The following is a 23,893-nucleotide window of genomic DNA, read 5'->3' on the forward strand; positions in this document are numbered from 1 at the left end:
GGGGTCCGGCCTCATTTCTCTGCTGCTGCGTCTGCCGGCAGGTCCGTCCGGACGCCGGTGATGTCCTGGTCCACGGACGCGACGTCCGCCTGGACCGCGGCCAGGAGCTCGTCGAACGACAGCTCTTCCCGTGCGTCGTCGGGCTCGGGGACAGCGGGCCTCGGGTGCGGCTGTGGGGCCGGGGCCGATTCCGCAGCCGGGTTCGGGGCGGGGGCAGGGCCAGAGCCCGGGCCCTGGCCAGGTTCCGGGCCCTGGCCAGGTTCCGGGCCCTGGCCAGGTTCCGGGCCCTGGCCAGGTTCCGGGCCCTGGCCAGGTTCCGGTTCCGGTTCCGTTTCCGGTTCCGGGGCGTTCGCGGGTTCCGGATGGAGCAGGCCCAGGACGTGGGCGGCGAGCCGGGTGATGCTGGGGTGGTCGAAGGCGACCGTGGCGGGCAGCTCGTGGTCCAGGGCCGCCGCCAGCCGCCCTCTGAGGTCGATGGCCATGATCGAGTCGACGCCCATGTCGCCGAAGCCCGAGTCGTCGTCCACCTGGGTGGCGTCGCCGAGCACTTCGCCGGTCATCGACCGCAGCGTGCGCAGGAGATGCGTCTCCCGGTCCCCGGCTGCGAGGGCGTCGAGCGCTTCCCGCAGCCACCCCCGCCGCCGGGAGCCCTTCTCCTCCTCCGCCGTCGCTGTCCGCTGCCGGGCCGGTGCGGCGAGCAGCGCCGCCATGGGGTGGCCCGCAGGCGCGGCGGCACCGGCGTCCGGGGCGACCGCGACCGCGACGAGCCGCGAGCGCCGCCCGCTCAGGGCCAGGCCGAGCAACTCCTCGGCCTCCGCTTCGGACAGCGGGCGGATGCCCAGCCGGTCGATGGCCCGCGCGGTCGCTTCGGTGGCGGCGAGACCGCCCTTCGCGCGTGGTGCCCACGGGCCCCAGTCGACGCTGGTCGCGGGCACCCCGCGGGCGCGCAGCCACTCGGCCAGCCCGGCGAGGAAGCCGTTGGCCGCCGCGTAGTTGGCCTGACCCGCCGAGCCCAGCACGGCCGACGCCGACGAGCCGAGCAGGAAGGCGTCCAGCCGGTGATCGCGCAGCGCCCGGTACAGCGCCGTCGCGCCCCGCGCCTTCGCCGCGAACACCGCCTCGAAGGACGCGGGGGTCTGCCGTTCGAAAGCGTGGTCGTCGTTGGTTCCCGCGAGATGCAGCACGGTACGCAGGGGGAGGTGCCGGGACGCGGCCGCCACCGCCGCCCGGCAGGCGCCGGGGTCGGTGACGTCGCCGCTGACCACCTCGACGAGGGTGCCGCCCGAGGTCAGCTCGTCGATGACGGCCTGCGCTGCGGCGTCGGGCGCCGACCGGCCCAGGAGCGTGATCACCCGTACGCCGCGACGGGCCAGGAAGACGGCGCAGCTCAGGCCGAGCGCGCCGAGCCCACCGGTGATCAGCGCCGCGCCGTCCGCCGCGTCGCCCGCCCGGCCGTCTGCCTGCCCGTCCGCCGCGCCGTCGGGCCCGGCGGTACCGTCGTCGGCCCGGCAGGGCACGAGCCGGGCGAGGTGCACGGTGCCGGCGCCGACGCGCAGTACGGCGCCGGACGTCCCGGAGGCCGTCGCGCGGGTGAGGGCGCGGGCCAGTTCCGGGGCGGTCCAGCCGTCGGCGAGGGTGATCCGCAGCAGCGGGCGGCCGGGCTGCTCGGCCGCGAGCGAGGCGACCAGCCCGAACAGTGCGTCTCGGACGGGAGCGCCGTCCGCGTCCGGAGCGCCCGTCCCGGAACTGACGGTGCCCTCCGAGGGCTCGGTGGTCTCCCGGGTCTCCGTGCCGAGCACCGCGTACGGGACATCGGCGGGCGCGGACCGCAGCGAGGCGGCCAGCCGCCAGGACGCCGCCAGGGCGGTCTCGGCGAGCGCCACGGAGCTGTCGGCCGCGTCCGGCGGGGCGCAGAAGCGGGCGTCGACCAGGAGGCCGGTGCCCGGCGTGGCGGGTTCCTGGCCGGTCACCGCCACCACGTGGTGCCCCAGTTCGGAGAGCGCAGCGCACAGCGCGCCTCCGACGCCTGACTCGGCGCCGAGCACGCCCACCGTGAGCCGTGCTGCGGCCTCCTCCGGAGCGGCCTCCTCCGCCGCCCAGGTGAGTTCGTAGGCGTGCCGGACCCCCTGGCGCAGGGAGCGCTCCAGCAGGGTGCGAGGCGCGGAGCGGAAGCGGAATCCGTCCACGGCCAGCACGGTCGTACCGGCCGCGTCGAACAGGTGCAGGTCAGCGGACTCCACCTGCTGGAAGTCACCGGTACGCCGCCGCCGTACCGCGCGCACGTGCCCCCACAACTGCCCGGCCCTCCCGGGCCGCCCGGGGAAGTCCAGCCGCGCGGCGGCGAACGGGATGGACAGCTGCCCGGCCTCCGCCGCGTCCCCGCCGACGGCGAAGACCACCGTGCTCTGCAGACAGGAGTCCAGCAGCCCGGGGTGGATCTCGTAACCGGCGGGGTCCTCGTTCATCTCCGCCGGTTCGGCGAAGCGGACCAGGGCCTCGTCGCCTTGGATCCAGGCCTCCGCGATCCAGCGGAAGGACGGGCCCAGGTGGTAGCCGAGGGCTCGCAGATGAGCGTAGAACCCGGTGCCGGTCAGCCGCCGTTCGGCGGACGTGGTGAACGCGTCGCGGTCGGGTGCCGGCCGTCGCCCGCCCTGAACACCAGGTACGACCCGGGCCGCCAAGTGCTCCTGCCAGTGCCCGTGTTCGAGGTCGACCAGGCTCTGGACGGTCACCGTGCGGGGTCCGTGCGGCTCCTGGGCCTCGATGATCTGGAGTTCGTAACGCTCACCGTCGTGCAGCACCAGCGCGCGCGGGAAGTGCAGATCCTCCAGCGCGACCGGAACACCTCCGGCGCCCAGCGCGGACAGGACGGTGGCGGTCTGGGAAGCGCCGGGCACCGAGACCGTACCGAAGAGCCGGTGGTCGGTCAGGTGCGGCGGGTACACCGTGCTGCGTTCGGTGCTGAACACGCGGCCCCGCAGGGCGGGGGAGCGCAGCTCGGTGCCCCAGGCGGGGCCCCTGGGCGCCGGTACGGCCGTGGACGCCTGCACGGGCCCCTCCGGGGCCGCCGCAAGCGGTGTCCAGTGACGGGTCCGGGCGAAGGGGTAGCGCGGCGCGTCACCGCGCGGCCGGGTGGCGCGCGGGTACACCCGCTCCCAGGCCAGGTCCTGGCCGTGCTCGTACAAGGCCTTGGCGGCGGTCAGGAGGGACGCGCGGTCGGCCGCGCCGCGCCGCAGCGAGGACGTGAGCCGGTCGTCCGGCAGCAGGCCGCCCGCCCGGACGAGATTGACCAGGGTGCGGTCCGGCCCGATCTCCAGGCAGAGGTCCACGCCGAGCCCGGCCATCTCCCGTACGCCGTCGTGGAAACGCACCGCGTCGCGGGCGTGCCGGGACCAGTACTCGGCGCCGTACGTGTCCACGTCGGCGAGCCGGCCCGTCACGTTGGACACGATCGGCAGCTGCGGCGGGCCGAACCGCAGGGCATGCACCCGCTCTTCGAGCACGGGGAGCACCGGGTCCAGCAGCCGGGAGTGGAACGCGTGGGACACCGCCAGCGCGCGCACCCGCACACCCTGCGCCTTCAGCGCGGCGGCGAGCGCCGAGACCGGCTCGGGCGGGCCCGACACCACGGTCGCCTCCGGGCCGTTGACCGCGGCGATATCCAGGTCCCGGCCCTCGGTCCACTCCCGTACCCGCCCCTCGGGCGCGGCCACGGCGAGCATGGCGCCACGCTCGGTGTCCTGCATCAGACCGGCGCGGTGGGCGATCAGGCGCAGCCCGGTCGCCCGGTCCATCACCCCGGCGCACACGGCGGCGGTGATCTCGCCGACGCTGTGGCCCATGACCACCGCCGGTGTCACGCCCCAGGACTCCCACAGGGCGGTGAGCGCGAGCCCGAGGGTCACCAGGGCGGGCTGGGTCACCCGGGTCTCGCCGATCGCCGCACGGTCCCCGCCGTACAGCGTCAAATCCGTCAGCGAGGCGCCGAGCGCCGGGGCCAGGTCCCGGTCGCAGGCGTCGAAGACGTCCCGGAAGACCGGCTCGGTCTCGTACAGCTCACGGCCCATGCCGTAGTACTGGCTGCCCTGGCCGGAGAAGAGGAAGGCGATCCGGGGCGCGCGCACCGCCCGCGCCGGGGGCTGTTCGCCGCGCAGCGCGGTCAGCAGCTGCTCGCGGTCGCGTCCGAACAGGACGCGCCGGTACGGGAAGTGGGCGCGGCCGGTACCGGCGGTGGCCGCGGTGGCGGCCATGTCGGGGATCGGGGCTTGCGTGTCGGGGGCCGGGGCCGGGGCCGGGGCCGGAGCCGGGGCCGGGGTGTCCGGTGGCGCCTGGGTGAGCCACCGTTCCCAGGAGGCGGCGAGGCGTTCCAGCCCCGCCGCGTCCGGTGCGGACAGCGGTATCAGCAGCGGCTCGGGACGGCCGTCCGAGGGCGCGGCCGGGACCGGCCGGTCGTCCGCGGGCGCCTCGGAGAGGACGATGTGGGCGTTGGTCCCGGTGAAGCCGAAGCCGGAGACACCGGCGATCCGGGGCCCGTCGCCGGCCCGCCAGGCCAGAGGCGCGTCCACCACCCGTACGTTCATGTCGGCCCAGGGCACCTGCGGGTTCGGCGCGTCGAAGTGCAGGTTGGCCGGCAGGACGCCGTGCCGCAGCGCCTGCACCGTCTTGACGACACCGACGACGCCCGCCGCCGACTCGCAGTGGCCGACGTTGGACTTGACCGACCCCACGTGCAACGGCTCCCCGGGGCGGCGCCCAGGCCCCAGAACCCGCCAGGCGGCGCGCAGTTCGATGGGGTCGCCCAATGCCGTGCCGGTGCCGTGCGCCTCCAGGTAGGACACGCGCGCCCCGGCGACCCCCGCGTCGGCCAGGGCGGCAGCGAGCATGTCCTCCTGGGCGCGGCCGTTGGGCGCGGTCAGCCCTGAGGACATGCCGTCCTGGTTGACGGCGGTGCCCCGGATCAGCGCCAGGACGCGGTCCCCGTCGCGGCGGGCGTCGTCCAGCCGCTTCAGCACCAGCATCCCGCAGGCCTCCGAGCGGACGAATCCGTTCGCGCCCGCGGCGAAGGTACGGCAGCGGCCGTCCGGCGAGAGCATGTGGGCGCGGCTGACCGCCACCGACGAGACCGGGTCGAGCAGGAGGTTGACCCCTCCGGCGAGTACGGCGTCGGACTCGCCCGCGCGCAGCGAGCGGACCGCCAGGTGCAGCGCCACCAGGGAGGAGGAGCAGGCGGTGTCCACCGCCATCGCCGGGCCGCGCAGCCCCAGCGTGAACGCGATGCGTCCGGCGGCCGCGTTGAGCGCGGTCCCCGTGCTGTAGTACGCGTCGATCCGTTCGGGCCCGCCGCGCGCCAGCAGGCGGGCGTAGTCGGCGTAACTGATGCCGACGAAGACACCGGTGCGGGAGCCCTTGAGGCCCCGGGGGTCGATCCGGGCGTCCTCCAGCGCGTGCCAGGCCGCTTCCAGCAGCAGCCGTTGCTGGGGATCGAGGTGCTCCGCCTCGCGGGCCGGGATGTCGAAGAACGAGGCGTCGAACCGGTCGACGTCCCGCAGGAAACCGCCCTGGTCCGTGGTGATCCGCGCGCTGCCCGCCGCCGGGTCGCCGGTCGCGTCGGCTGCGTCGATCGCGTTCCCCGTAGGGAAGACCGCGCGGTCCCAGCGGCCCTCGGGGACCGTACCGACGCCGTCGCGGCCCTCGCTCAGCAGGTCCCACAGTTCCTCCACCGAGTCGGCCTGCGGGAAGCGGCCCGCCATGCCGACGATGGCGATGGGCTGGGGGGTGGCGGCCGGGGGTGTGGTGATGAGGGGCGGGGCCGGGACCGGGGTGGCGGAGACCGGGGCGAGGGCGGTCGATCGCGGCGCGGTGTCGTCAGGCGCAGGATGCGCGGTCCCCGGTCCGGCGGAAGGTACGGGAGACGCTGTCCCCGGACCGGCAGAACGTTCCCGCAGGCAGTGCTCCAGAAGGAGCCCGGACAGTTCGGCCACCGTCGGGTGGTCGAAGACGTCCGCCGCCAGCACCTGGGTGCCGAAGGCGGCGGAGAGCCGGACGGCCAGGTCCACAGCCATGATCGAGTCCAGCCCGAGATCCAGGAAGCCGACGTCGGTGCGGAGCGCGCCGGGGTCGGCGTGGCCCAACTGGTCGGCGAGCAGCCGCAGTACGTGGGAGCGCACGGCGTCCGGCAGGGCCTTGGGCGGCAGCGCCGCCAGCTCGGCCGCGACGGACAGCTCGCTCTCGGGTGCGGCCTCCCGTGCCGGGCCGCTCCCGGCCTCCTGGATCGCGCCGCTCCCGGGCCCCCGCGCCGTGTCGCCTGTCGCCCGCGCCCCGGTGAACAGTCCCCGACGCCGCAGCCCCGACAGCACCCCGGCCAGCCGGGGCAGGTCGAGCGGGCACGCCACGACGTGCCCGGCGGGCGAGCCCGTCGCCGTCCCGGTCAGTGCGGTCCGGCCGGCCGTGGGCGTGAGCGCTCCGACGCCCATCCGGGCGAAACGTTCCAGCGAGGCGGTGTCGGCCATCCCCGTCCCGGTCAGCGCCCAGGGGCCGTACGCCAGGCTCACCGCGGGCAGACCGAGCCCGGCGCGGTGGGCCGCGAGCGCGTCGAGGGCCCCGTTGGCCGCGGAGTAGGCCGCGCAGTTCTCGGTACCCCACAGCGCCGACACCGACGAGACCAGGACGAAGAAGTCCAACGGGCGGCCCGCGAAGGCGTGGTGCAGCCACCAGGCGGCTCCGGCCTTCGCGCTCAACGCGGCGGTGAAGTCCTCGGCCGTCGTTTCGGCGGCCGGACTCTTGCGCAGGGTGCCGGCGGTGTGCACGACGCCCGCCACCGGCGGCAGCGCGGTGAGGGCCGCGTCGATCGCTGCCACCGCCTCGGGCGTGTCGCAGCCACCGCCCCGGTAGACGACCTCGACACCGCCACCGCGCAACGCGGCCAGCAGCGAAGACGCCTCCGCCGGGAGTTCGGCCTCCGCCCGTCTGCCGACGAGCAGCAGGTGACGTGCGCCGCGGTCGGCCAGTTCGGCGGTCAACTCCCTTCCCACCGCGCCGAGTCCGCCGGTGACGAGGTAGGTGGCGTCGCCGCGGACCGGCAGCTGTGCGCGGCGGTCGGGTACGGTGCGCAGCCGTGCCACGCGTACCGTACCCGCGCGCACCGCCGCCGTGTCCTCGACGACCGCGCCGCCGAGCGCCGCCGAACGGGCCTGTGCCGTGGCGAAGTCCAGCAGCGCCCGTGCGTCCTGCGGAGCGGGACCGGCCGGGAGGTCGACAACGCCACCCCAGGCGGCGCCCAGTTCCAGGCCGAGGACCGGCGCGAGGCCGTGCAGCGGACCGTGACCGGTCAGCGCCGTTCGGTCCGTCTCCTCGACGCGCAGCACCCCTCGGGTCAGGGCGTAGGCGCGGTGCGCCCCGGCGGCCCTCGCGAGCGCGCCGACCGCACCGGTCACCCAGGCGCACAGCCGCGCCGCCGCGGCGACGGGGTCGGGCGCGTCGATGGCCTCGGCAAGGGTCCTCGGTACGGCGGGGGCGGCCGGGACCAGGAGCAGGAAGACGGGCGCCGGGCCCGCCGCCGTCGTCGTCCAGAACTTGGCCCACCCCTCGGCATCCTCGGGCAGCAGTGCGGAGGTCCAGCCCTCCGGTACGGCCACCGGCGCCGGTGCCAGGACCGTGCCCCGCATCCCGCGTACGGCGGCCTCCGCCACCAGCAGGCTCCGCAGCTCTTCGTCGTCGCCCGCCACCACGATCCCGGCCCCGTGGTGCGCATCCGCCGGATCCACCGGCCCGGCCGTCTCCCACACGACCTCGTGCGTCACGGGCAGCCCGGATTCCGCCTGGCCGTCGGCGGCCGGGGCGTCAGCCACCAGGGCCACCTGTTCCGGTGCGTACCGCTCGCGCTGCCAGGGGTACGTCGGCAGGTCCACCACCTGGCGGGAGGGCGCGGCGACCGCCGCATCGGCGGCGTCCGGCGCACCGCCCTCCGCCTCCACGGGCTGCGCACCGCCCTCCGCCTCCATGGCCTGCGCACCGGCTTCGCCGAGCTCCACACCCGGATGCGGCTCCCCGGCAGCAAGGGCCCGCAAGGCGCCCTGCGCGGCGTCCGCGTCCGCCGCCGTGATCCGGGCCTGCACGGGGAGTCGGGCCCGCCCGTACGTGGCCGTGCGGGCGAACGCCGCGTACGAGTCCGGTCCGGTGGACCGGCCGTCGGACGCGAGGTGGCCGGCGTACCGGGCGGCCAGCTCGCGCAGCGCGGCGGTGTTCCGGGCCGAGACGTCGAAGCCGGTGACCGGGGTGTTCGCGGCCGCTTCCGGCTCCGGCGCCGGGCCCAGCACCACCTGGGCGTTGGTGCCGCTCATCCCGAACGAGCTGACGGCCGCATACCGGCCGGCCCGCTCCGGCCAGTCCAGCAGCCGCGCGGGCAGCGTGATCCCGGTCCCCGACAGGTCGATCCGCGGATTGAGGGTACGGAAGTGGACCAGCGGCGGCACCTGCCGGTGGCGCAGGCACAGTACGGCCTTCACCAGGCCCGCCACCCCGGCGGCGCTCTCCAGGTGCCCGAAGTTGGTCTTGACCGCGCCGACGGGCAGCGGAGCGCCGCCGTTCCGGCGGCCCAGCGCGGTGGCCAGCGCCTCCATCTCGATCGGGTCGCCCAGCGAGGTGCCGGTGCCGTGCGCCTCCACGTAGCCGATGTCCCGCGGCTCCAGCCCCGACCGTTCGAGCGCGGTGTCGATCAGCGAGACCTGCGACAGCACGTTGGGGGCGGTGAACCCGCCGGAGCGGCCGTCCTGGTTGACGGCGGTGCCGTGCAGGACGGCATGCACCCGGTCGCCGTCCCGCAGGGCGTGGTCCAGACGTTTGAGGACGAGGGTGCCGCACCCCTCGCCCCGGACGAACCCGTTGGCGCGGGCGTCGAAGGTCCGGCACAGCCCGTCGGGGGAGAGCGAACGGGTCTCGTGCACCAGGCGCATCGACCGCGCGGACATGATGAGGTTGGCGCCCGCGGCGAAGGCGATCTCGCACTCGCCGCGGCGCAGCGCCTGCGCCGCGAGGTGCACCGCGACCAGCGAGGAGGAGCAGGCCGTGTCCACCGCGACGGCGGGGCCCTGGAGGCCGAGGGCGTAGGCGATCCGGCCGGCCGCGAAGTTGTGGCCGTTGCCGGTGGTGGCGTACGCGTCGGGTGCCGCCTCCAGCCACTCCCGGTAGTCCTGCCACATGATGCCGAGGTACACCCCGGCCGAGGTGCCGCCGAGCGCGGTCGCGGGGATCCCCGCGTTCTCGATGGCCTCCCAGGTCACCTCCAGCAACAGCCGCTGCTGGGGGTCGAGATGGCGGGCTTCGCGCGGACTGATGCCGAAGAACCCGGCGTCGAAGCCGAGTACGTCGCCGTCGAGGAAGCCGCCGCGCTGCGGCAGGCCTTTCCAGGCGTCGGCGAACGGGCCCTTGCGGTCCTCGGGCAGCGGGCCGACGAGGTCGCGGCCGGCCGCCAGCGCCTCCCAGTAGCCGTCGAGGGTGTCGATGCCGCCCGGGAGGCGCAGCCCGACGCCGACCACGGCGACCGGCTGGCGGCCCTCCTGCTCCGCGAGCCGCCTGCGCAGCGTCCTGATGGTGCCCAGGGCGCGGGTGAGGGGCGTCTGCTGTCCGCTGCCGGGCTCGGCCGGCTCGCCGGAGGCGCTGGTGCTGGTGTTCTGGGCCATGAACCGGTTTCCTTGCGGTCGGATCCGATGGAGTGGGGTCAGGGGCTGGGCGGCTGGAGTGGGGTCGAGGGCCGGCCGGTCCGGCTCAGGCCGCCTCCCCGGCGGTCGTGGACAGGTGCTCGGTCAGGGCCGCGGCCAGCGCCTTGGGGGTGCCGTAGGCCCACAGCAGGGTGGGGGAGAGCCGGAGGCCGAAGACCCCCTCCAGGCGGTTGCGCAGTTCGAGGCTCATCAGGGAGTCGAGTCCGAGGGTCTTGAACGGTGTCTCGTGGCCGATGGCGTCCGGCTCCAGGCGCAGCACCCGGCCCGCCAGTTCGCGGACACGGTTCTCGACGAGCCGGGGCCGTTCCGCCGCGGGCACGCGCGCCAGCAGGTCACGGAACTCCGCGGCGTGCGCGCCCGCCCCGTCGCCCTGCTGAGCCGCCTCCCGCAACCACTGCCAGCTGCCGCACGCCGCCGTCTCGGGATACGCGTCGAACCACTGCCGGAGATCGAGCGGTACGTACCCGGTCACCACGTCGCCCCGCTGGAGCATCCGCAACAGCGCGGGCCAGGCCTCCGCGGTGGTGAAGCCGCCCATGCCGCGCTCCGCCAGGCGCGCGCCGCGCCGGGCGTCCTGGGCGGCGAGACCGGTGTCGGTGAACGGCCCCCACTGGACGCTCAGGGCGGGCAGTCCGCGCAGCCGCCGGGACTCGGCGAAGGCGTCGAGGCCCGCGTTGGCCGCCGCGTACGCCGCCTGCCCGGCGTTGCCGAACAGGGCAGCGGCCGAGGAGAACAGGACGAAGCAGTCCAGCGGTGCGTCCGCCGTGACGGCCTCCAGGTTGCGGGCACCGGCCGCCTTGGGCCGTACGACGGCCGCGATCTGTTCGGGTGTCACGGTGCGGATCGTGGCGTCGTCAAGTACACCGGCCGCGTGGAAGACGCCGCGGACCGGAGGCAGGCCGGAGGGGAGCGTGTCCAGGGCGGCGCGCAGTGCGGTCAGGTCGGCCACGTCGCAGCGCGCGGTCTCCACGACGGTGCCCGCGGCGCGCAGTGCCGCCAGCCGGTCCGCGGCCTCGGGGCCCGGTGCCGAGCGGCCCAGCAGGATCAGCGCGCCGGCTCCGTGCGCGGCGAGGAACTCCGCCAACGACAGCCCGAGCGCGCCCAGACCGCCGCTGACCAGGTAGGTGCCGTCACCGCGCAGGGCGCCGTCCGGCAGTACCAGCGGCTCCACCCGCTCGACGCTCTCCGGACCGGTCAGGACGCAGGTCGATGCGTTGCGGCCCGCGGCCGCTTCCCGCAGCGCCTCCCCGGCTCCGGCGAAATCGGCCGTACGGGTCGGGACGGGCCGCAGTCCGCCGGTGTCCAGGCCGGTGTCCAGCAGGCACCAGGCCGAGCGCAGCGCCCGGGCCACGCGGTCGGGCGCGCGGCCGAGCAATCCGGCCACATCCACCCCGGCGACGGTGACGCCACGGGCGAGAGCATCCGCGTCGAACCGGCCGTCGGCGGCCGCACCGTGACCCCCGGCCGCCGGTGTTCCCGCCGCGATCAGCCGTCCGTCCTCGGCCAGCGCCGCGAGCCCGTGTCCCAGACCGGGCCCGTCCGCCGGACTCAGGACGACGTCCACGCCCCGGCCTCCGGTGGCCGCCCGCACGGCGTCGATCCACGACAGGTCCCGCGCGTCGTACACCTCGTCCACACCCAGTTCGCGCAGGGCCGCCCGCTCGTCCGCGTCCCGTACGGTGGCCAGCACCCGCGCACCCAGTGCACGGGCCACCTGCGCGGCGACCGATCCGAACGTTCCGCCCGCGCCCCGGATCAGCACCGTCTCCGCGGCGTCGAGGCGAGCCACGTGGGACAGCCCGTACCAGGCGGTGACCAGGGCCATCGGCAGGGCCGCGGCGTCCGCGTCCGCCCACCCGGCCGGTACCGGCCGGGTGAGGTCGGCCCGTACGGTGACGTGGGTCGCCGCCGTCCCGGCCCCCACGGCGGCCACGCGGTCCCCCGGCACGGGACGCGCGACGTCCGGGCCGACGGCCACGACCCGGCCCGCGCACGCGTGGCCGAGCAGAGGGACGCCGGTGGCGCGCCCCAGGGCGACGGCCGCGGCCTCACCGGGTTCCACCGCGGCGGCGGTCACCTCGATCTCCACCTCGCCGGTTCCCGGGGCGCGCCTCGTCAACGGCACGTACCGGGCGAATCCGTCCGCCCCGGTGCCGCCGAGGCGGAACGGCTGCTTCCCGGTGCGCTGCGCGGGCAGGGCGGCGAGGTGTTCCTCCGGCGCGGCACCGCGCGCCAGCCGCGCGCCGAAGCGCTGCCCGTGGCGCAGGGCCACCTGGTCCTCGCCGTCGTCGGTGAGCAGCTCCTCGGCGCACTGCTTCGCCCAGCCGGTGTCGTCGGCGGCGATGTCGATCACCCGGGGCGTCAGTTCGCCGTGTTCGCGCCGCAGGACCCGGGACCAGCCCCAGAACAGGGCGGCGCCGGGGTCGGGCAGGTCGCCGTCGGACACCGCCTGGGCGCCCGCGGTCACGACGGCCAGCCGGGGCGGTACGCCCAGCTCGGCGCAGGCCCGCACGAGGGCGGCGAGCCGGTGCAGCGCGCGCTCCTGCTCCTGCGGTCCGGCCGTGGCGCGCGGGGCCAGGAAGACGACCCCGCCGGGAGCCTGCGCCCCGTCGAGCGCCCCGGCACCGTCGCCGACGGTGGCCTCGGTCCCCGCCGCCGAGAGCGCGCCGGCCAGTTCCCGCGCCTCCGCGACGGCACCGCACACCAGCCACCGTGCCGCCACCGGTCCACGGTCGCCGGGCTCTCCGGAGTCGGCCGAGCCTTCGGTGGCACCGGCCAGTTCCAGCCACGCGAGGTGGTGCAGCCGGCCGGCGGCATCGTCCGTGTCGTCGGCGCCCGGCAGCGGTTCGAGACGCAGTCCGTCGAGCACCATCAGGGGCACCCGGGCGGCGTCGAAGAGACGCACGTCCACCCTGCCGTCCGCGCGGCGCACCGCGTGCGACCACAGCGCCGCCACCGGCGCGTCCGGCTCCCGTAGCAGGCGCACGCGACGCACCGCCGTGGGCACCAGCGCGCCCTTCCCGCCGATGCCCTCGCACAGGGTGAGGGCCACCTGGAGCGCGCCGTCCCACAGGGCCGGGTGCAGTTCGCCCGGCCGGCTGGTCTCCCGCAGCGCGTCGGCCAGCACGACCTCGCCCAGAACCTGCCCCTCGGGGCCGGGCAACAGCTGTCGTACGCCCTGGAAGGCGGGGCCGTAATCGAGGCCGCGGGCGCTCCACCGGCGGTAGAACTCCTCGGCCTCCGGGAATCCGCCCTCCGGCCCTTCCGCCGTCTCCGGCCCCCACTCGGGGAACAGGGGCGCACCGGCCTCGTCGTCCCACCCGTACGCCCGTGCCTCGGCGGTGACCTGCCACGGGCCGCCGCCCTCGGGCAGCGCCAGCAGCCGGAAGCGTCCGCCGTCGGCGAGGTCCGCGTGCCACTCGGCGGTGAGCCGGGCGGGCTGCTCGGACAGCGCGACCTCCTTCACGAAGGCGACGTCCGTCAGCCGCAGCGGTCCCGTACCGCAGCGGGCGCGCGCCGTGTTGACGGCGATGGCCAGCATCGCCGTGCCCGGCAGCACCGCCGTGCCGTACACCCGGTGGTCGCCCAGCCAGGCCTGGTCCGTCACCGACAGCTCCAGCGGACCGTGCCAGGTGCCCGCCGCGCCCGGCGCCGGGGACAGACGCGCGGCGAAGCCGCGGGTGGCGCCGGATCCGCGGGGGCGGCGCGGCACCCAGTGGCTCTCCGGCCGCAGCGGGTAGCCCGGTACGGGCACGTCCGCGTGCCGGGGCAGCGCGCCGAACGGCTCCAGTCCGGCGACGTAACCGTGGGCGAGGGCCGACGCGACGGCCGCCCGGTCGCCCTGGTGGCGGCGGATCGTGGTCAGCACCGCCGCGGGCTCGGGGCGCAGGGCGGCGAGCTGTTCGACGGCCGGGGCCAGCACCGGGTGCGGGCTGATCTCCACGACGTGGGTGACGCCGTCGTCGAGCAGGGCACCCATGGCGTCGGCGAACAGGACCGGACGGCGCAGGTTCTCCACCCAGTAGGCGGCGTCCAGCTCAGGACCGTCCAGCAGACGGCCGCGCACCGTCGACATCAGGGCGACGGTGCCGGTGCGCGGCCGGGCGGGTTCGAGGGCCGCCAGCAGGTCGGCGCGCAGCTCGTCCATCTGCGGACTGTGCGAGGCGTAGTCGACGTTGACGAGGCGGCAGTACGTGTCCTCGGCCTCCAGCAGCTCCTTGAGCATGAGCACCGAGTCCTCGTCCCCGGAGAGCACACAGGCCCGGGGACCGTTGTGCACGGCGAGGGCCACACTGTCCTCGAAGCCCTCCAGCGCCGCCAGCGCGGCCTCCCGGTCCAGGTCGACCGCGAGCATCCGGCCCCGGCCGGAGGTGCGCCGCGCGATCGCGCTGCGGCGGGCCATCACGAGCGCGGCGTCCTCGTACGACAGGATTCCGGCCAGCGTGGCGGCGGTGATCTCGCCCTGGCTGTGGCCGAGGACGACGTCGGGCTCGACGCCGGCGGCCCGCCACAGCTCGGCCAGCCCCAGGGACATCGCCCACAGCGTGGGCTGGAGCATGTCGATGCGGGTGGTCCAGGTGTCGTCGGTGCCGTCCTCGAAGACGGCGGTGAGGTCCCAGTCGACGTGCGGTGCCAGGGCCTTGCCGCAGCGCCGGATCACGTCGGCGAACAGCGGGACGTCCAGGAAGAGTTCGCGGCCCATGCCTTTCCACTGCGAGCCCTGCCCGGGGAAGACGAAGGCGGTACGGCCGTGCGGGCGGGCCCGCCCCAGGACGGCGTCCGGTATCCCGGCAGGCTTGTCGGTGAGGTCGCCGCCGTCGGCCGCCGCGGCGACGGCGTCCAGGGCGGTGCGCAGCCGCTCCGGCTCGGTGGCCGTCAGCGCGGCACGCAGCGGGAAGTGGTCGCGGCGCCAGGCGAGCGTCCCGGCCAGGTCACCGACGTCGCCGGAGGTCTCCGGGACGCAGTCGGTCAGCTGCCGGGACCGCTCGGCCAGTGCCGTGCGGTCCTTGGCCGACAGCGGGACGAACACCGGGAGTTCCGCGCTCTCCGACGCCGCGCCCACCAACTGCGTGTCGATTGCGGCAGGTTCGTCTCGCGAGGCAGGGCGCCCCCGGGGCACGGCCACCGCGCCGGCGGGCCGCTCCTCGGGCGGGCTCGCCACCACGACGTGGGCGTTGGTGCCGCCCCAGCCGAAGGAGTTGACGCCCATGTAGAGCGGTCCCGAGGCCGGGAGCGCGACCGGCTCACGCACCACCCGCACCCCCAGCTCCTCGAAGGGGATCTCCGGATTGAGCTGCTCGGCGTGCAGGCTCGGCGGCAGAGTGCGGTGGCGCATGGCCAGCAGCAGCTTCACCAGCCCGGCCATGCCGGCCCCCGCCTCCAGGTGACCGATGTTGGTCTTGACGGACCCCACCAGCAGCGGCCGGTCGCCCCGGTCGCGGCCCAGGACCCGGCCGAGCGCGCCCACCTCGACGGGGTCGCCGCGGCCGGTGCCGGTCCCGTGCGCCTCGACGTACGTCGGCGCCCCCGGCGGGAGCAGTCCGTCGCCGTACGCCTGGCGCAGCAGGTCCTCCTGCCCCTCGGGGCTCGGCGTCACCAGGCTGTCGCCGCCCCCGTCGTTGTTGACGACCGTACGGAGCACGACGCCGTGCACGCGGTCGCCGTCGGCCAGCGCCCGCCGCAGCGTCTTCACGTACAGCGCGGCGACCGTCTCCCCGCGTACGAAGCCGTCGGCCGAAGCGGAGAAGGCCTTGCAGCGGCCGTCCGGGGACAGGGCCCCGAAGTGGGTCAGCCCCACCGTCACGTGCGGGTCCAGCATCAGGTTGGCCGCCCCGACCACGGCGGCGTCGATCTCGCCCTGCCGCAGGGCCTGCGCGGCCAGGTGCAGCGCGACGAGCGAGGACGAGCAGCCGGTCTCCACCGCCATGCTGGGCCCGCGCAGGCCGAAGACGTAGGAGAAGCGGGCGGCGATGACGTCGAGGGCGTTGCCCACCAGGCTGTGCGGGGTGGGGCGGGCACCCCGGTCCGCGCGCAGCAGCTCGTAGTCGTGCCAGGAAGCCCCGACGTACACGCCCGTACGGGAGCCGACCAGGAGCGAGGCGCGCTGCCCCGCGTCCTCCAGGGCCCGCCAACCGACCTCCAGCAGCAGGCGCTGCTGCGGGTCGATGGCGGCCGCCTCGCGCGGCGAGATGCCGAAGAAGGCGGCGTCGAACCGGTCCACCCCGTCCAGGAACCCGCCGACCCCCTGGATCCGCCGCTCCGGGTCGAGCTGCTCGCCGGCGTCCCAGCGGTCCGCCGGGACGGGGCCGATCGCCTGGCCGCCGGACCGGAGCAGCCGCCACAGACCCGCCGTGTCGGCGGCGCCGGGGAAGCGCCCTGCCATTCCGACGACGGCGATGAGGTCGGAGGGGTCCCGGGAGTCGGAAGGGTTCCGGGAGCCGGAGGGATTTCGGGAGCCGGAGAAATCCCGGGAGCCGGAGGGATTCCGAGAGATGTTCGCAGTCATGGTCCGAGTCACTTCCTGAAGTCCGGAACTTCCTGCCGCACCGTCGGAAACCTAGGCGACCTCGACCACCCGACACAGCCCCCTTTTTTCTTCTCCGAGCCGCACCGCAAACCCCTAGGGGGACAGTAGGGGGGTGCCGGCCACAATGCAGCCAGGGCGCGGCGAAAATGCGGCCAAGGTGCTGCGGGCACCCCCCGCGGCTATTTCTACCCACCCATGAGCCGCATCCGGACCAGCCCCTTGCTCGCATTGATCATTCGCCCGCCGATTTCCTCGGGGGCGTCCCTGCGGCACCACACCGCGTTCTTCGCCATTTTCCCGGGGGACATGTTGAAACACCGGGTGTCGCGCAGTCCGAGCCGGAACGACGGGGCGATGAAGTCCGCCTCCCGGACGCACTCCAGAATGCGCCGGGCCGCTTCCCTGGGGGCGAGCGAGCCCTCGTCGACCTGGACGCACAGATCACGGGTGAGCGCGCTCATCGCGTTGAAACCCGGGCTCACCGGGAGCGGGGACCCGGGGTGCGCCGAGTCCTCCAGGTCGCGGAAGACGCCCCGGTCACCGCTGCGCGTGAAGCGGTAATAGGCGTCCTCCAGCATGACGTTGCCCAGCATCGTGCCGAGCATCCAGGTGCGGTTCACCGCGTTCCACAGCTCGTAGTCGCGGAAGCCGACGAACGAGCTGAAGACGAGATCGTCGTGGAAGTCGAACAGGCCCTGTTGCAGGGTCTCCAGATAGGCGAAGCGCTCGGTCGACCAGTCGCCGTCACGGGAGGCCGCGATCAGACGCCAGGCCAGCGCGTTGACGATCTCCATGGTGTTGGTCAGGCCGCGGGAGTACAGCGCGTCGATGAACCCGGCCGCGTGCGAGGTGAGGCAGAACCGGTCGCCGACCACCTGCTTGGCCGAGTACTGCAACCGCCCGGTGGACACCCAGGGCCGTACCGTGCGGGCGTCCTGGAACTGCCAGGCGATCTCCGGGAACCGGCGCAGGAACGCGTCGAACTCGGCCTGCGGGGGCGTGTCGTCCTTGGGGAAGACCCGCGGGTCCAGGGTGAGCCCCACACTGCACAGCGGGTTGAGGGAATCGGCGTGGTTGTCGAACGGGATGACCCACAGCCAGCCGCCGTCGAAGACGTGGTGCAGGGTGCCGTGGTGCCAGGGGTTGGGCTGGTCGTGGCGGGCCGCGGCCGGCGCCCGGTCGAAGGGCCGTACCCCGATCATGTGGGTGAACAGGGACCGGGAGTGCGTACGGGCCCGGGTCGGTGTCTCGCGCAGCGCGAACTTCTCCGCCAGCGGCGACCGGAACCCGCTGCCGTCCACGATGTAGCTCGCCCGGAACTCCCGGCCGTGCTCGGTGCGCAGCACCGCCCCCGACTCCGGGTCGATGTCCACGTCCGTGACCCGGGTGGTCAGCAGCGGCTCGGCACCGTACTTGACCGCCGTGTGGAACAGGTACGCGTCGACGTCCTGCCGGAAGAGATGGGTCTCGGTGCGGATGGCCTGGGGGACCACCAGCTGGTTGATCTCCTGCGGGTGCTGCGCGCTGCCCTCGCGGTGGTACACGAAGCCGAAGTTCTGCTTCTGGCCGCAGTAGCGCGACACCTGCCGGCTGATGCCCTTGTGGCTGGAGAGCGGCTTGAGTTCGGGGACCCGGTAGCGGTCCGCGATGAGCCGGGTCATCCCCGAGGTGTACGGGATGGTCGACTCGCCCACCGCGAACCGCGGATGGGTGCCGGCGTCCAGCAGCAGCACGCGGACACCGTTGCGGGCCAGCACCGCGCCCAACATGCCGCCGGCCATGCCGGCGCCGAGTATCGCCACGTCGTAGGTGTCCGCGCGTCCCCGCGCGCCGTGACTGTTCTGCATGGCCCTCGCCTTTCTGCTGTGCCGATGAGTCCGTGCCGATGAATGAGCCGATCGATGAACCGATCGATGAACCGATGAGAAGGGGCCGGTCGATGAACCGATGAGTGGGGGCGGCCGGTCAGTCCGCCCCCTCCACCGGAATGCCGTGGGTCGGCAGCTCCTGCCGGGTACGCACCCCGAGCTTGCGGAACACCCGGGTCAGGTGCTGCTCGACCGTGCTCGGGGTCACGGCCAGCCGGCGGGCGATCTCCCGGTTGGTCTGCCCCAGGGCTGCGAGCACCGCGACCCGGCGCTCGGCCCCGCTGAGCAGGTACAGGTCCGCCGGGTGCGCGCGGGCCGCGGAGCCGCCGCGCGGCACCCCCTCGGCCTGGGCGGTCAGCGCCCGCGCCAGGGGCAGCGCCCCGGCCGCCTCGGCCAGCCGCAGCGCGGTGCGCAGCTCGTGCCGGGCCTGCCCGGTGAGCCCGGCCGCGGTGAGTGCGTGCGCCAGTTCGCCCAGGGCGCCGGCCAGTTCGAGCCGGTCACCGCAGCCGCGCAGCAGCTCCACCGCCTCGGTGAGCGGCTCCAGGCGCCCGTCGTCCGGCCCGCAGGCGGCCACCGTACGCAGCGCGATCCCGCGCGCCCGCGACGGCCGTTCCCCCGCCAGGTCCAGCTCCTGCCGGGCCAAGTCGTACGCCCGCTGCCGGTCGCCCACGGCCAGGTGCGCGCGGGCCGCCTCCGAGCGCCAGGGAACCAGCGTCGGCTGGTCGAACCGCCAGGCCTGCATCAGCGCTCCGCAGGTGGCGAAGTCGTCGAGCGCCGCGTACGGGCGCCCGGTCTCCAGGTGGTAGCGGCCCCGCGCGTGCAGGAAGTACAGGCCGAAGCGACTGCGGAACAGCCCCGCGGGCACCGGGACCTCCAGGTACTCGGACGCGGCGTCGTAGTCCCCGGTACGGGTGGCCGCCTGCACCAGGTTGGACAGCGGCCCGCCGATGCACACGCCCCAGCTCTCGGCCGGCACCTGTGCCAGTGCGGCCTGCGCCAGCCGGCGTGCCTGTAACGGGTCACCTTGCCGCAGCGCGACCCGCGCCCGCAGGGACGCGAACTCCGCCTCCCACAGCGGCACCCGCCGGGTACGGGCCTGCTCCAGCCAGTGGTCGCACCAGTTGGCGACCGCCTCCAGCCGGTCGGCGAACTCCAGCACCGAGGTGGCGCACACGATCCATTCCTGGGTGCTCTTGCTCAGCCGCATCGCCCGCATCGCAGCCTCCGCGTCGGCGACCGCCTCGTCGTCCGGCCCGTGCGCCAGGACGTGCGCCAGGGCTGCCGCACCCAGTACCCGCGGGTCGTCCTGCGCCCGCCCGGCCGCCCACCGCCGGCCACCCGGCGGGCCGGGCGGCCGGCGCACCGAGCCCGGATAGGTGGTCGCCAGCAGCTCCCGCGTCGCCCGGATCTCCGCGGCGGCCGCCGGGTCGCACCCCGGCTGCCCCTCGCCGATGCGGTCCACCGCCTCCAGCGCCTCGTCGAAGCGGCCGTGCCACAGCAGGAACTTGGCCAGCGTGAGCGCATGCCGGTCCGGCAGCCGCCCATCGTGCAGCGCGGTGGCCAGTTCGCCTAAGTGGCGGGCGCTGATGGACGGGTTGAGCATCCACGCCGTACCGGCGAACAACGCCTTGATGCCCACCCTGGCCCCGTCGTCCTGGCACACCCGCAGTGCCGCCTCCAGACAGGGGTGCGCGTCCGATACACGGTTGCCTGCCAGATGCCGTTCGGCCGCCTCGCACAGTACGTCCATCGCCCATGGCTGCCCCCGGTCCTCCGAAGCGATCAGCAGCCGGGCCACCGTCGTCGCCGGCGCGCCGTCCTGATACAGCAGTACGGCCGCGCGCGCGTGCAGCGCGGACCGCTGCTGCGGCGCCAGGCTCTCCAGTACGGCCGTACGCGCGACCGGGTGCAGCCGTCCGGAATCCAGCAGCCCGGCGGCTTCGAGGGCACAGGCACCCCGGCTCATGGTGGCTTCGTCCTCCTCCAGCAAGCGGGCCAGCCGGGAGGGTTCGGAGTCCATGTCGAGCACGGCCAGCGCCTGGGCCAGTCGCATCAGTACGGGGCGGCCGCGGTGGATGCAGCTCAGCACGGTCTCGGCGTACGCGTCGCCGACCACGAGCTGCGGTACGGCGCCCGCGGTCGGCTCGCCTGCCTGCCGGCAGTCCTCCACCAAGGCCCGCACGAGCAGCGGGTTGCCGCCGCTGACCGCATGGCAGGCGGTGGCCGGCATCCGGCCCGCATGGCCCCCCAGGTGGTCGGTGATCAGTTCGGCCACGCCCGCCACCGTGAGCCGCGCCAGGGGGACGCGGCGGTATCCGGGCCGGGAGAGCAGCGCGGCGTGCAACTGCGGATGGGCGGGCTTGGACAGCGTGCCCTCCGCCACCACGACGACGATCGGCGCGGACGGCGCGCGGCGCAGCAGTTGCAGCAACCAGTACAGCGACAGGGAGTCGGTGAACTGCACGTCGTCGATGCACAGCAGCACCGGCGTGCGCGCGGCCGCGCCGATGACCGCCAGACACAGCCGGTGCAGGGCGCCCGTGGTGTCCGCGTCCAGGGTCTGCTGGGCGAACCCCCCGTGGCCGTCCACGGCGTCGGGCGGCTCGTGCCTGCGGGTGACGCGGTCCAGCAGCACCGCCAGTTCCGCGCAGGCGCCCAGCGGTCCCTCGGCGCCGCGCAGCAGCTGGAACATGACGCTGCCGGGCGACTCGCGCTCGGCCCACGAGCCGATCGCGCTCAGGACCAGGAAGCCTTCCCGCGCCGCCACGTCCCGTACGGCCGACAGCAGCTCGGTCTTGCCGCAGCCGATGCCCCCACTGATCACGGCGGCCCCGCCGCGGTCCGGCGCGCACTCCCCGAGCAGCTCCAGCATCTGAGCGAGCTCCGCCGCCCGCTCCACCAACCGCATGTCCCTCTCGGCTCACTTCCTGCGCGATGCGCGCGTCCTGCGCTTCTCCCGCCGACGGTGGCCGGGGGACTGGGACCGGGACGGGAACCGGGGCCGGACACGGACGACGGCGCGCGCCGCGGCCGGCCCGATGGCGGTCCCTCAGACGGAGCTCGCCCGTACGGGGTCCGGCTCGCGGCTGCGCGCCGGCCGCCCCACGTCCACGGGTCTGGCGTACACACGGGACAGCAGCGGGCCCGTCATGGCGGTGGTGAGGACGGCCATCACGACCATGAGGGAGTACAGCGTGCCGTCCAGCAGCCCCAGCTCCAGCCCGATGCCGAGGATCACCAGCTCCGTCAGGCCACGGGTGTTCATCAGCGCGCCGAGCGCCGTGGCGGGCCGCGCCGGCAGACCCTGCGTGCGGGCGGCGACGAAGGTGCCGCCGAGCTTCCCCGCCACGGCCACCAGCAGGATCGCGCCGAGCTGCAACAGCTCCGCTCCGCGCAGCCGGCCCAGGTCCACCTGCAACCCGGCCACCACGAAATAGACGGGCAGCAGCAGGGACGTGATCCGCCCCGTGTGGTCGAGCAGGTCGGCACGCAGCTCGGCGGCGCCGTGCCGGGGGATCAGCAGGCCGAACAGGAAGGCACCGAAGATGAAGTGCATCCCCATCGCCTCGGTCGCCGTCGCCGACAGCAGCGCCCCGACCAGCACCACCGCGGCAGCCGGAGTGGTCAGCCGGACGGCCGTCCCGCCGCGCAGCAGCACCCGGCTCAGCACGGGCCGCACCACCGTGAACATCAGCACCGCGTACGGCAGGACCAGCGCCACCAGCCAGTGGCTGCCACCACCGCCGACGGTCGCCTGCACCGCGGCCAGCGCGGCCCAGGCCACCACGTCCACGACGGCGGCCGTGGCCAGCGCTATCCCGCCCAGTTCCGTGGTGGTCAGCCCCCGGTCGGCCAGGATGCGGGCGAGCACGGGGAACGCGGTCACCGACAGCGACAGCCCGATGAACACGATGAACGCCATCGGTGCTTCGCTCGGATGCTCGTGCAGCAGCCACACGGCCAGCGCGGTGCCCAGGAGAAAGGGCACGGCCGTGGACCCGAAGGCCGACACCGCCGTGACCCGCCCCCGTCCCCGCAGGGACGAGGTGTCGATCTCCAGCCCCACGATGAACATGAAGAGGGCGACACCCACGTCCGCCAGACCGGTCAGCGGAGCGCGGACGTCGGCGGGGAACAGGGTTCCGGAGACCGCGCCGTCGAACAGCGTGGGGCCGAGCAGGATGCCCGCGAGGATCTCGCCGACCACCGGCGGCTGGCCCACCCGGGCAAGGAGCCAGCCGAGGCCGCGGGCCAGCAGCAGGATCAGCGCGAGGCCCACGAACAGCAGTTGCACCTGATGGCTGGTCACCTTCGGTCTCCCCCACTCACCGTCGCCCGCGGCCGCTGCTCAGACGCCGGTGGCGCCGGGCGCCGTGGCGTCGGCTATCAGGTCGTCGAGGCTGATCCGGAACAGCGGGTGCCGGCCGCTGAGCCCGGAGATCAGGGTCACGAAGTCCGCCGACGGTTCGTTCTTGCGCTCGGGGTCGACCATCTCCTGGGCGAGGCTGTAGTAGAACTCCTTGTACTTCGACTGGTCGTAGAAGCGCTCCACGAAGGTCCGGATCTCGTCGAAGAACCCGGAGTACGCGGTGGCGTACCGGTCCAGCGCCTTCTCCTCGATCCCAGGGTGCTCCACGATCCGGTCCACGATCTTGGCCAGGGTGCTGCCGGCGAGCGTGGCGAGCGCGACCCCGGTGGAGAACAGCGGGTCCACGAAGGCCGCCGAGTCCCCGACCAGCACCCAGCCGTCGCCGTAGAAGCGGTTGCTGTGGTACGACCAGTCGCGCGCCGTACGGAATCCGGCCGACTGCTGGGCGCCGGCCAGCATCTTCGCCAGCTTCGTGGTGCGCTGCCGCTCGGCGTGGAACAGGTCCTCCAGCGACTGGCCGTTCTCACCGGCGGTGGCCGAGCGCGTCACGTAGCCGACGCTGATCGTGCCCTTGTCGATGGGGATGGCCCAGAACCAGCCGCCGTCCAGGCCCTCGATGAGGATGTTGGTGTACTCGTCGCCGGGCAGCCGCTCGCAGTTGTCGAAGTACGTCCACACCGCGACGTTGCGCAGCTCGTCGTGCCACTCCACCTCGGTGAGCCGGCGCCCGAGCACCCGCGCCTGCCCCGAGGCGTCGACGACCAGCTGCGCCCGCACCTCGTGCAGCCCGTCCAGGCCGCGCAGCGAGAAACGCACCCCGCTGACCCGGCCGTCCACCAGGACGGGCTCCTTGACGGTGGCGTCCTCGATCACGACCGCCCCCAGCTCCCTGGCCCGGTCCAGGATCAGCGAGTCCAGGTCGGCGCGGCGGGTGTGGAAGGCGTACTCGTGCCCGCCGCCCTCGATGAACGAGAAATTCCACGGCACCTGTTTGTTTCCCCAGACCAGCGTGCCGCCGTACTTCCGCTCGAATCCCCGTGCGTCCATGCGCTCGGTGATGCCCATTTCCTGCATGGGCCGCATGAAAGCCGGGATGAGGGATTCCCCGACGTGATATCGGGGAAAGCGCTCCCGGTCCAGCACGAGCACCCGCCGGCCACGCTGGGCGAGAAGTCCGGCGGTGGTCGCCCCGGCCGGCCCCCCACCGATGACGATCACGTCGTACTCGTCAGGGACCCCGAAAAGAGCGGACGGCATTCTGGACCTCCCTAGTGGCTTTGTGGTCGCGTCCCCGCCGGAATATGAAGCTGTCGTGTCCGGCCGGAACGCGCAGCCAGTTTGCAGGAGCCGTTCTGCAAGGGGTCTACATGTTGTCTGGACCCTTTCTGGGGTGGGGGAGATGCGGGCGCGGGAA

At 74.6% G+C, this 23,893-nt stretch carries 6 protein-coding genes; all 6 read right to left on the minus strand.

Annotated elements, in window-relative coordinates; all coding sequences use genetic code 11:
• Positions 1 to 11: 11 nt before the first annotated feature.
• Positions 12 to 9,677, minus strand: a complete 9,666-nt coding sequence (locus tag JXZ78_RS12790; protein WP_238783071.1) for a type I polyketide synthase — start codon at positions 9,675 to 9,677, stop codon at positions 12 to 14.
• 85 nt (positions 9,678 to 9,762) lie between these two features.
• Positions 9,763 to 16,113: a type I polyketide synthase gene (locus tag JXZ78_RS12795; protein WP_308281016.1), complete on the minus strand. Its 6,351-nt coding sequence runs from the start codon at positions 16,111 to 16,113 to the stop codon at positions 9,763 to 9,765.
• Positions 16,114 to 16,427: 314 nt separating this feature from the next.
• Positions 16,428 to 18,089 carry an NAD(P)/FAD-dependent oxidoreductase gene (locus JXZ78_RS12800; protein ID WP_033037138.1) on the minus strand — a complete coding sequence of 554 codons (1,662 nt, stop codon included), beginning with the start codon at positions 18,087 to 18,089 and terminating at the stop codon, positions 16,428 to 16,430.
• Positions 18,090 to 18,207: 118 nt separating this feature from the next.
• Positions 18,208 to 21,018 (minus strand): AAA family ATPase, encoded by a 2,811-nt coding sequence (locus JXZ78_RS40230; protein WP_050502095.1) that lies wholly within the window; start codon positions 21,016 to 21,018, stop codon positions 18,208 to 18,210.
• Between the two features lie 141 nt (positions 21,019 to 21,159).
• Positions 21,160 to 22,419, minus strand: coding sequence for a cation:proton antiporter domain-containing protein (locus JXZ78_RS12815; protein WP_030018212.1), 1,260 nt, complete (start codon positions 22,417 to 22,419; stop codon positions 21,160 to 21,162).
• 39 nt (positions 22,420 to 22,458) lie between these two features.
• A complete protein-coding gene (locus tag JXZ78_RS12820) occupies positions 22,459 to 23,736 on the minus strand; it encodes an NAD(P)/FAD-dependent oxidoreductase (protein ID WP_030018211.1) in 1,278 nt (425 codons plus the stop codon).
• Between the last annotated feature and the right edge of the window lie 157 nt (positions 23,737 to 23,893).

The organism is Streptomyces monomycini (assembly GCF_022271435.1).
GTDB lineage: Bacteria > Actinomycetota > Actinomycetes > Streptomycetales > Streptomycetaceae > Streptomyces > Streptomyces monomycini.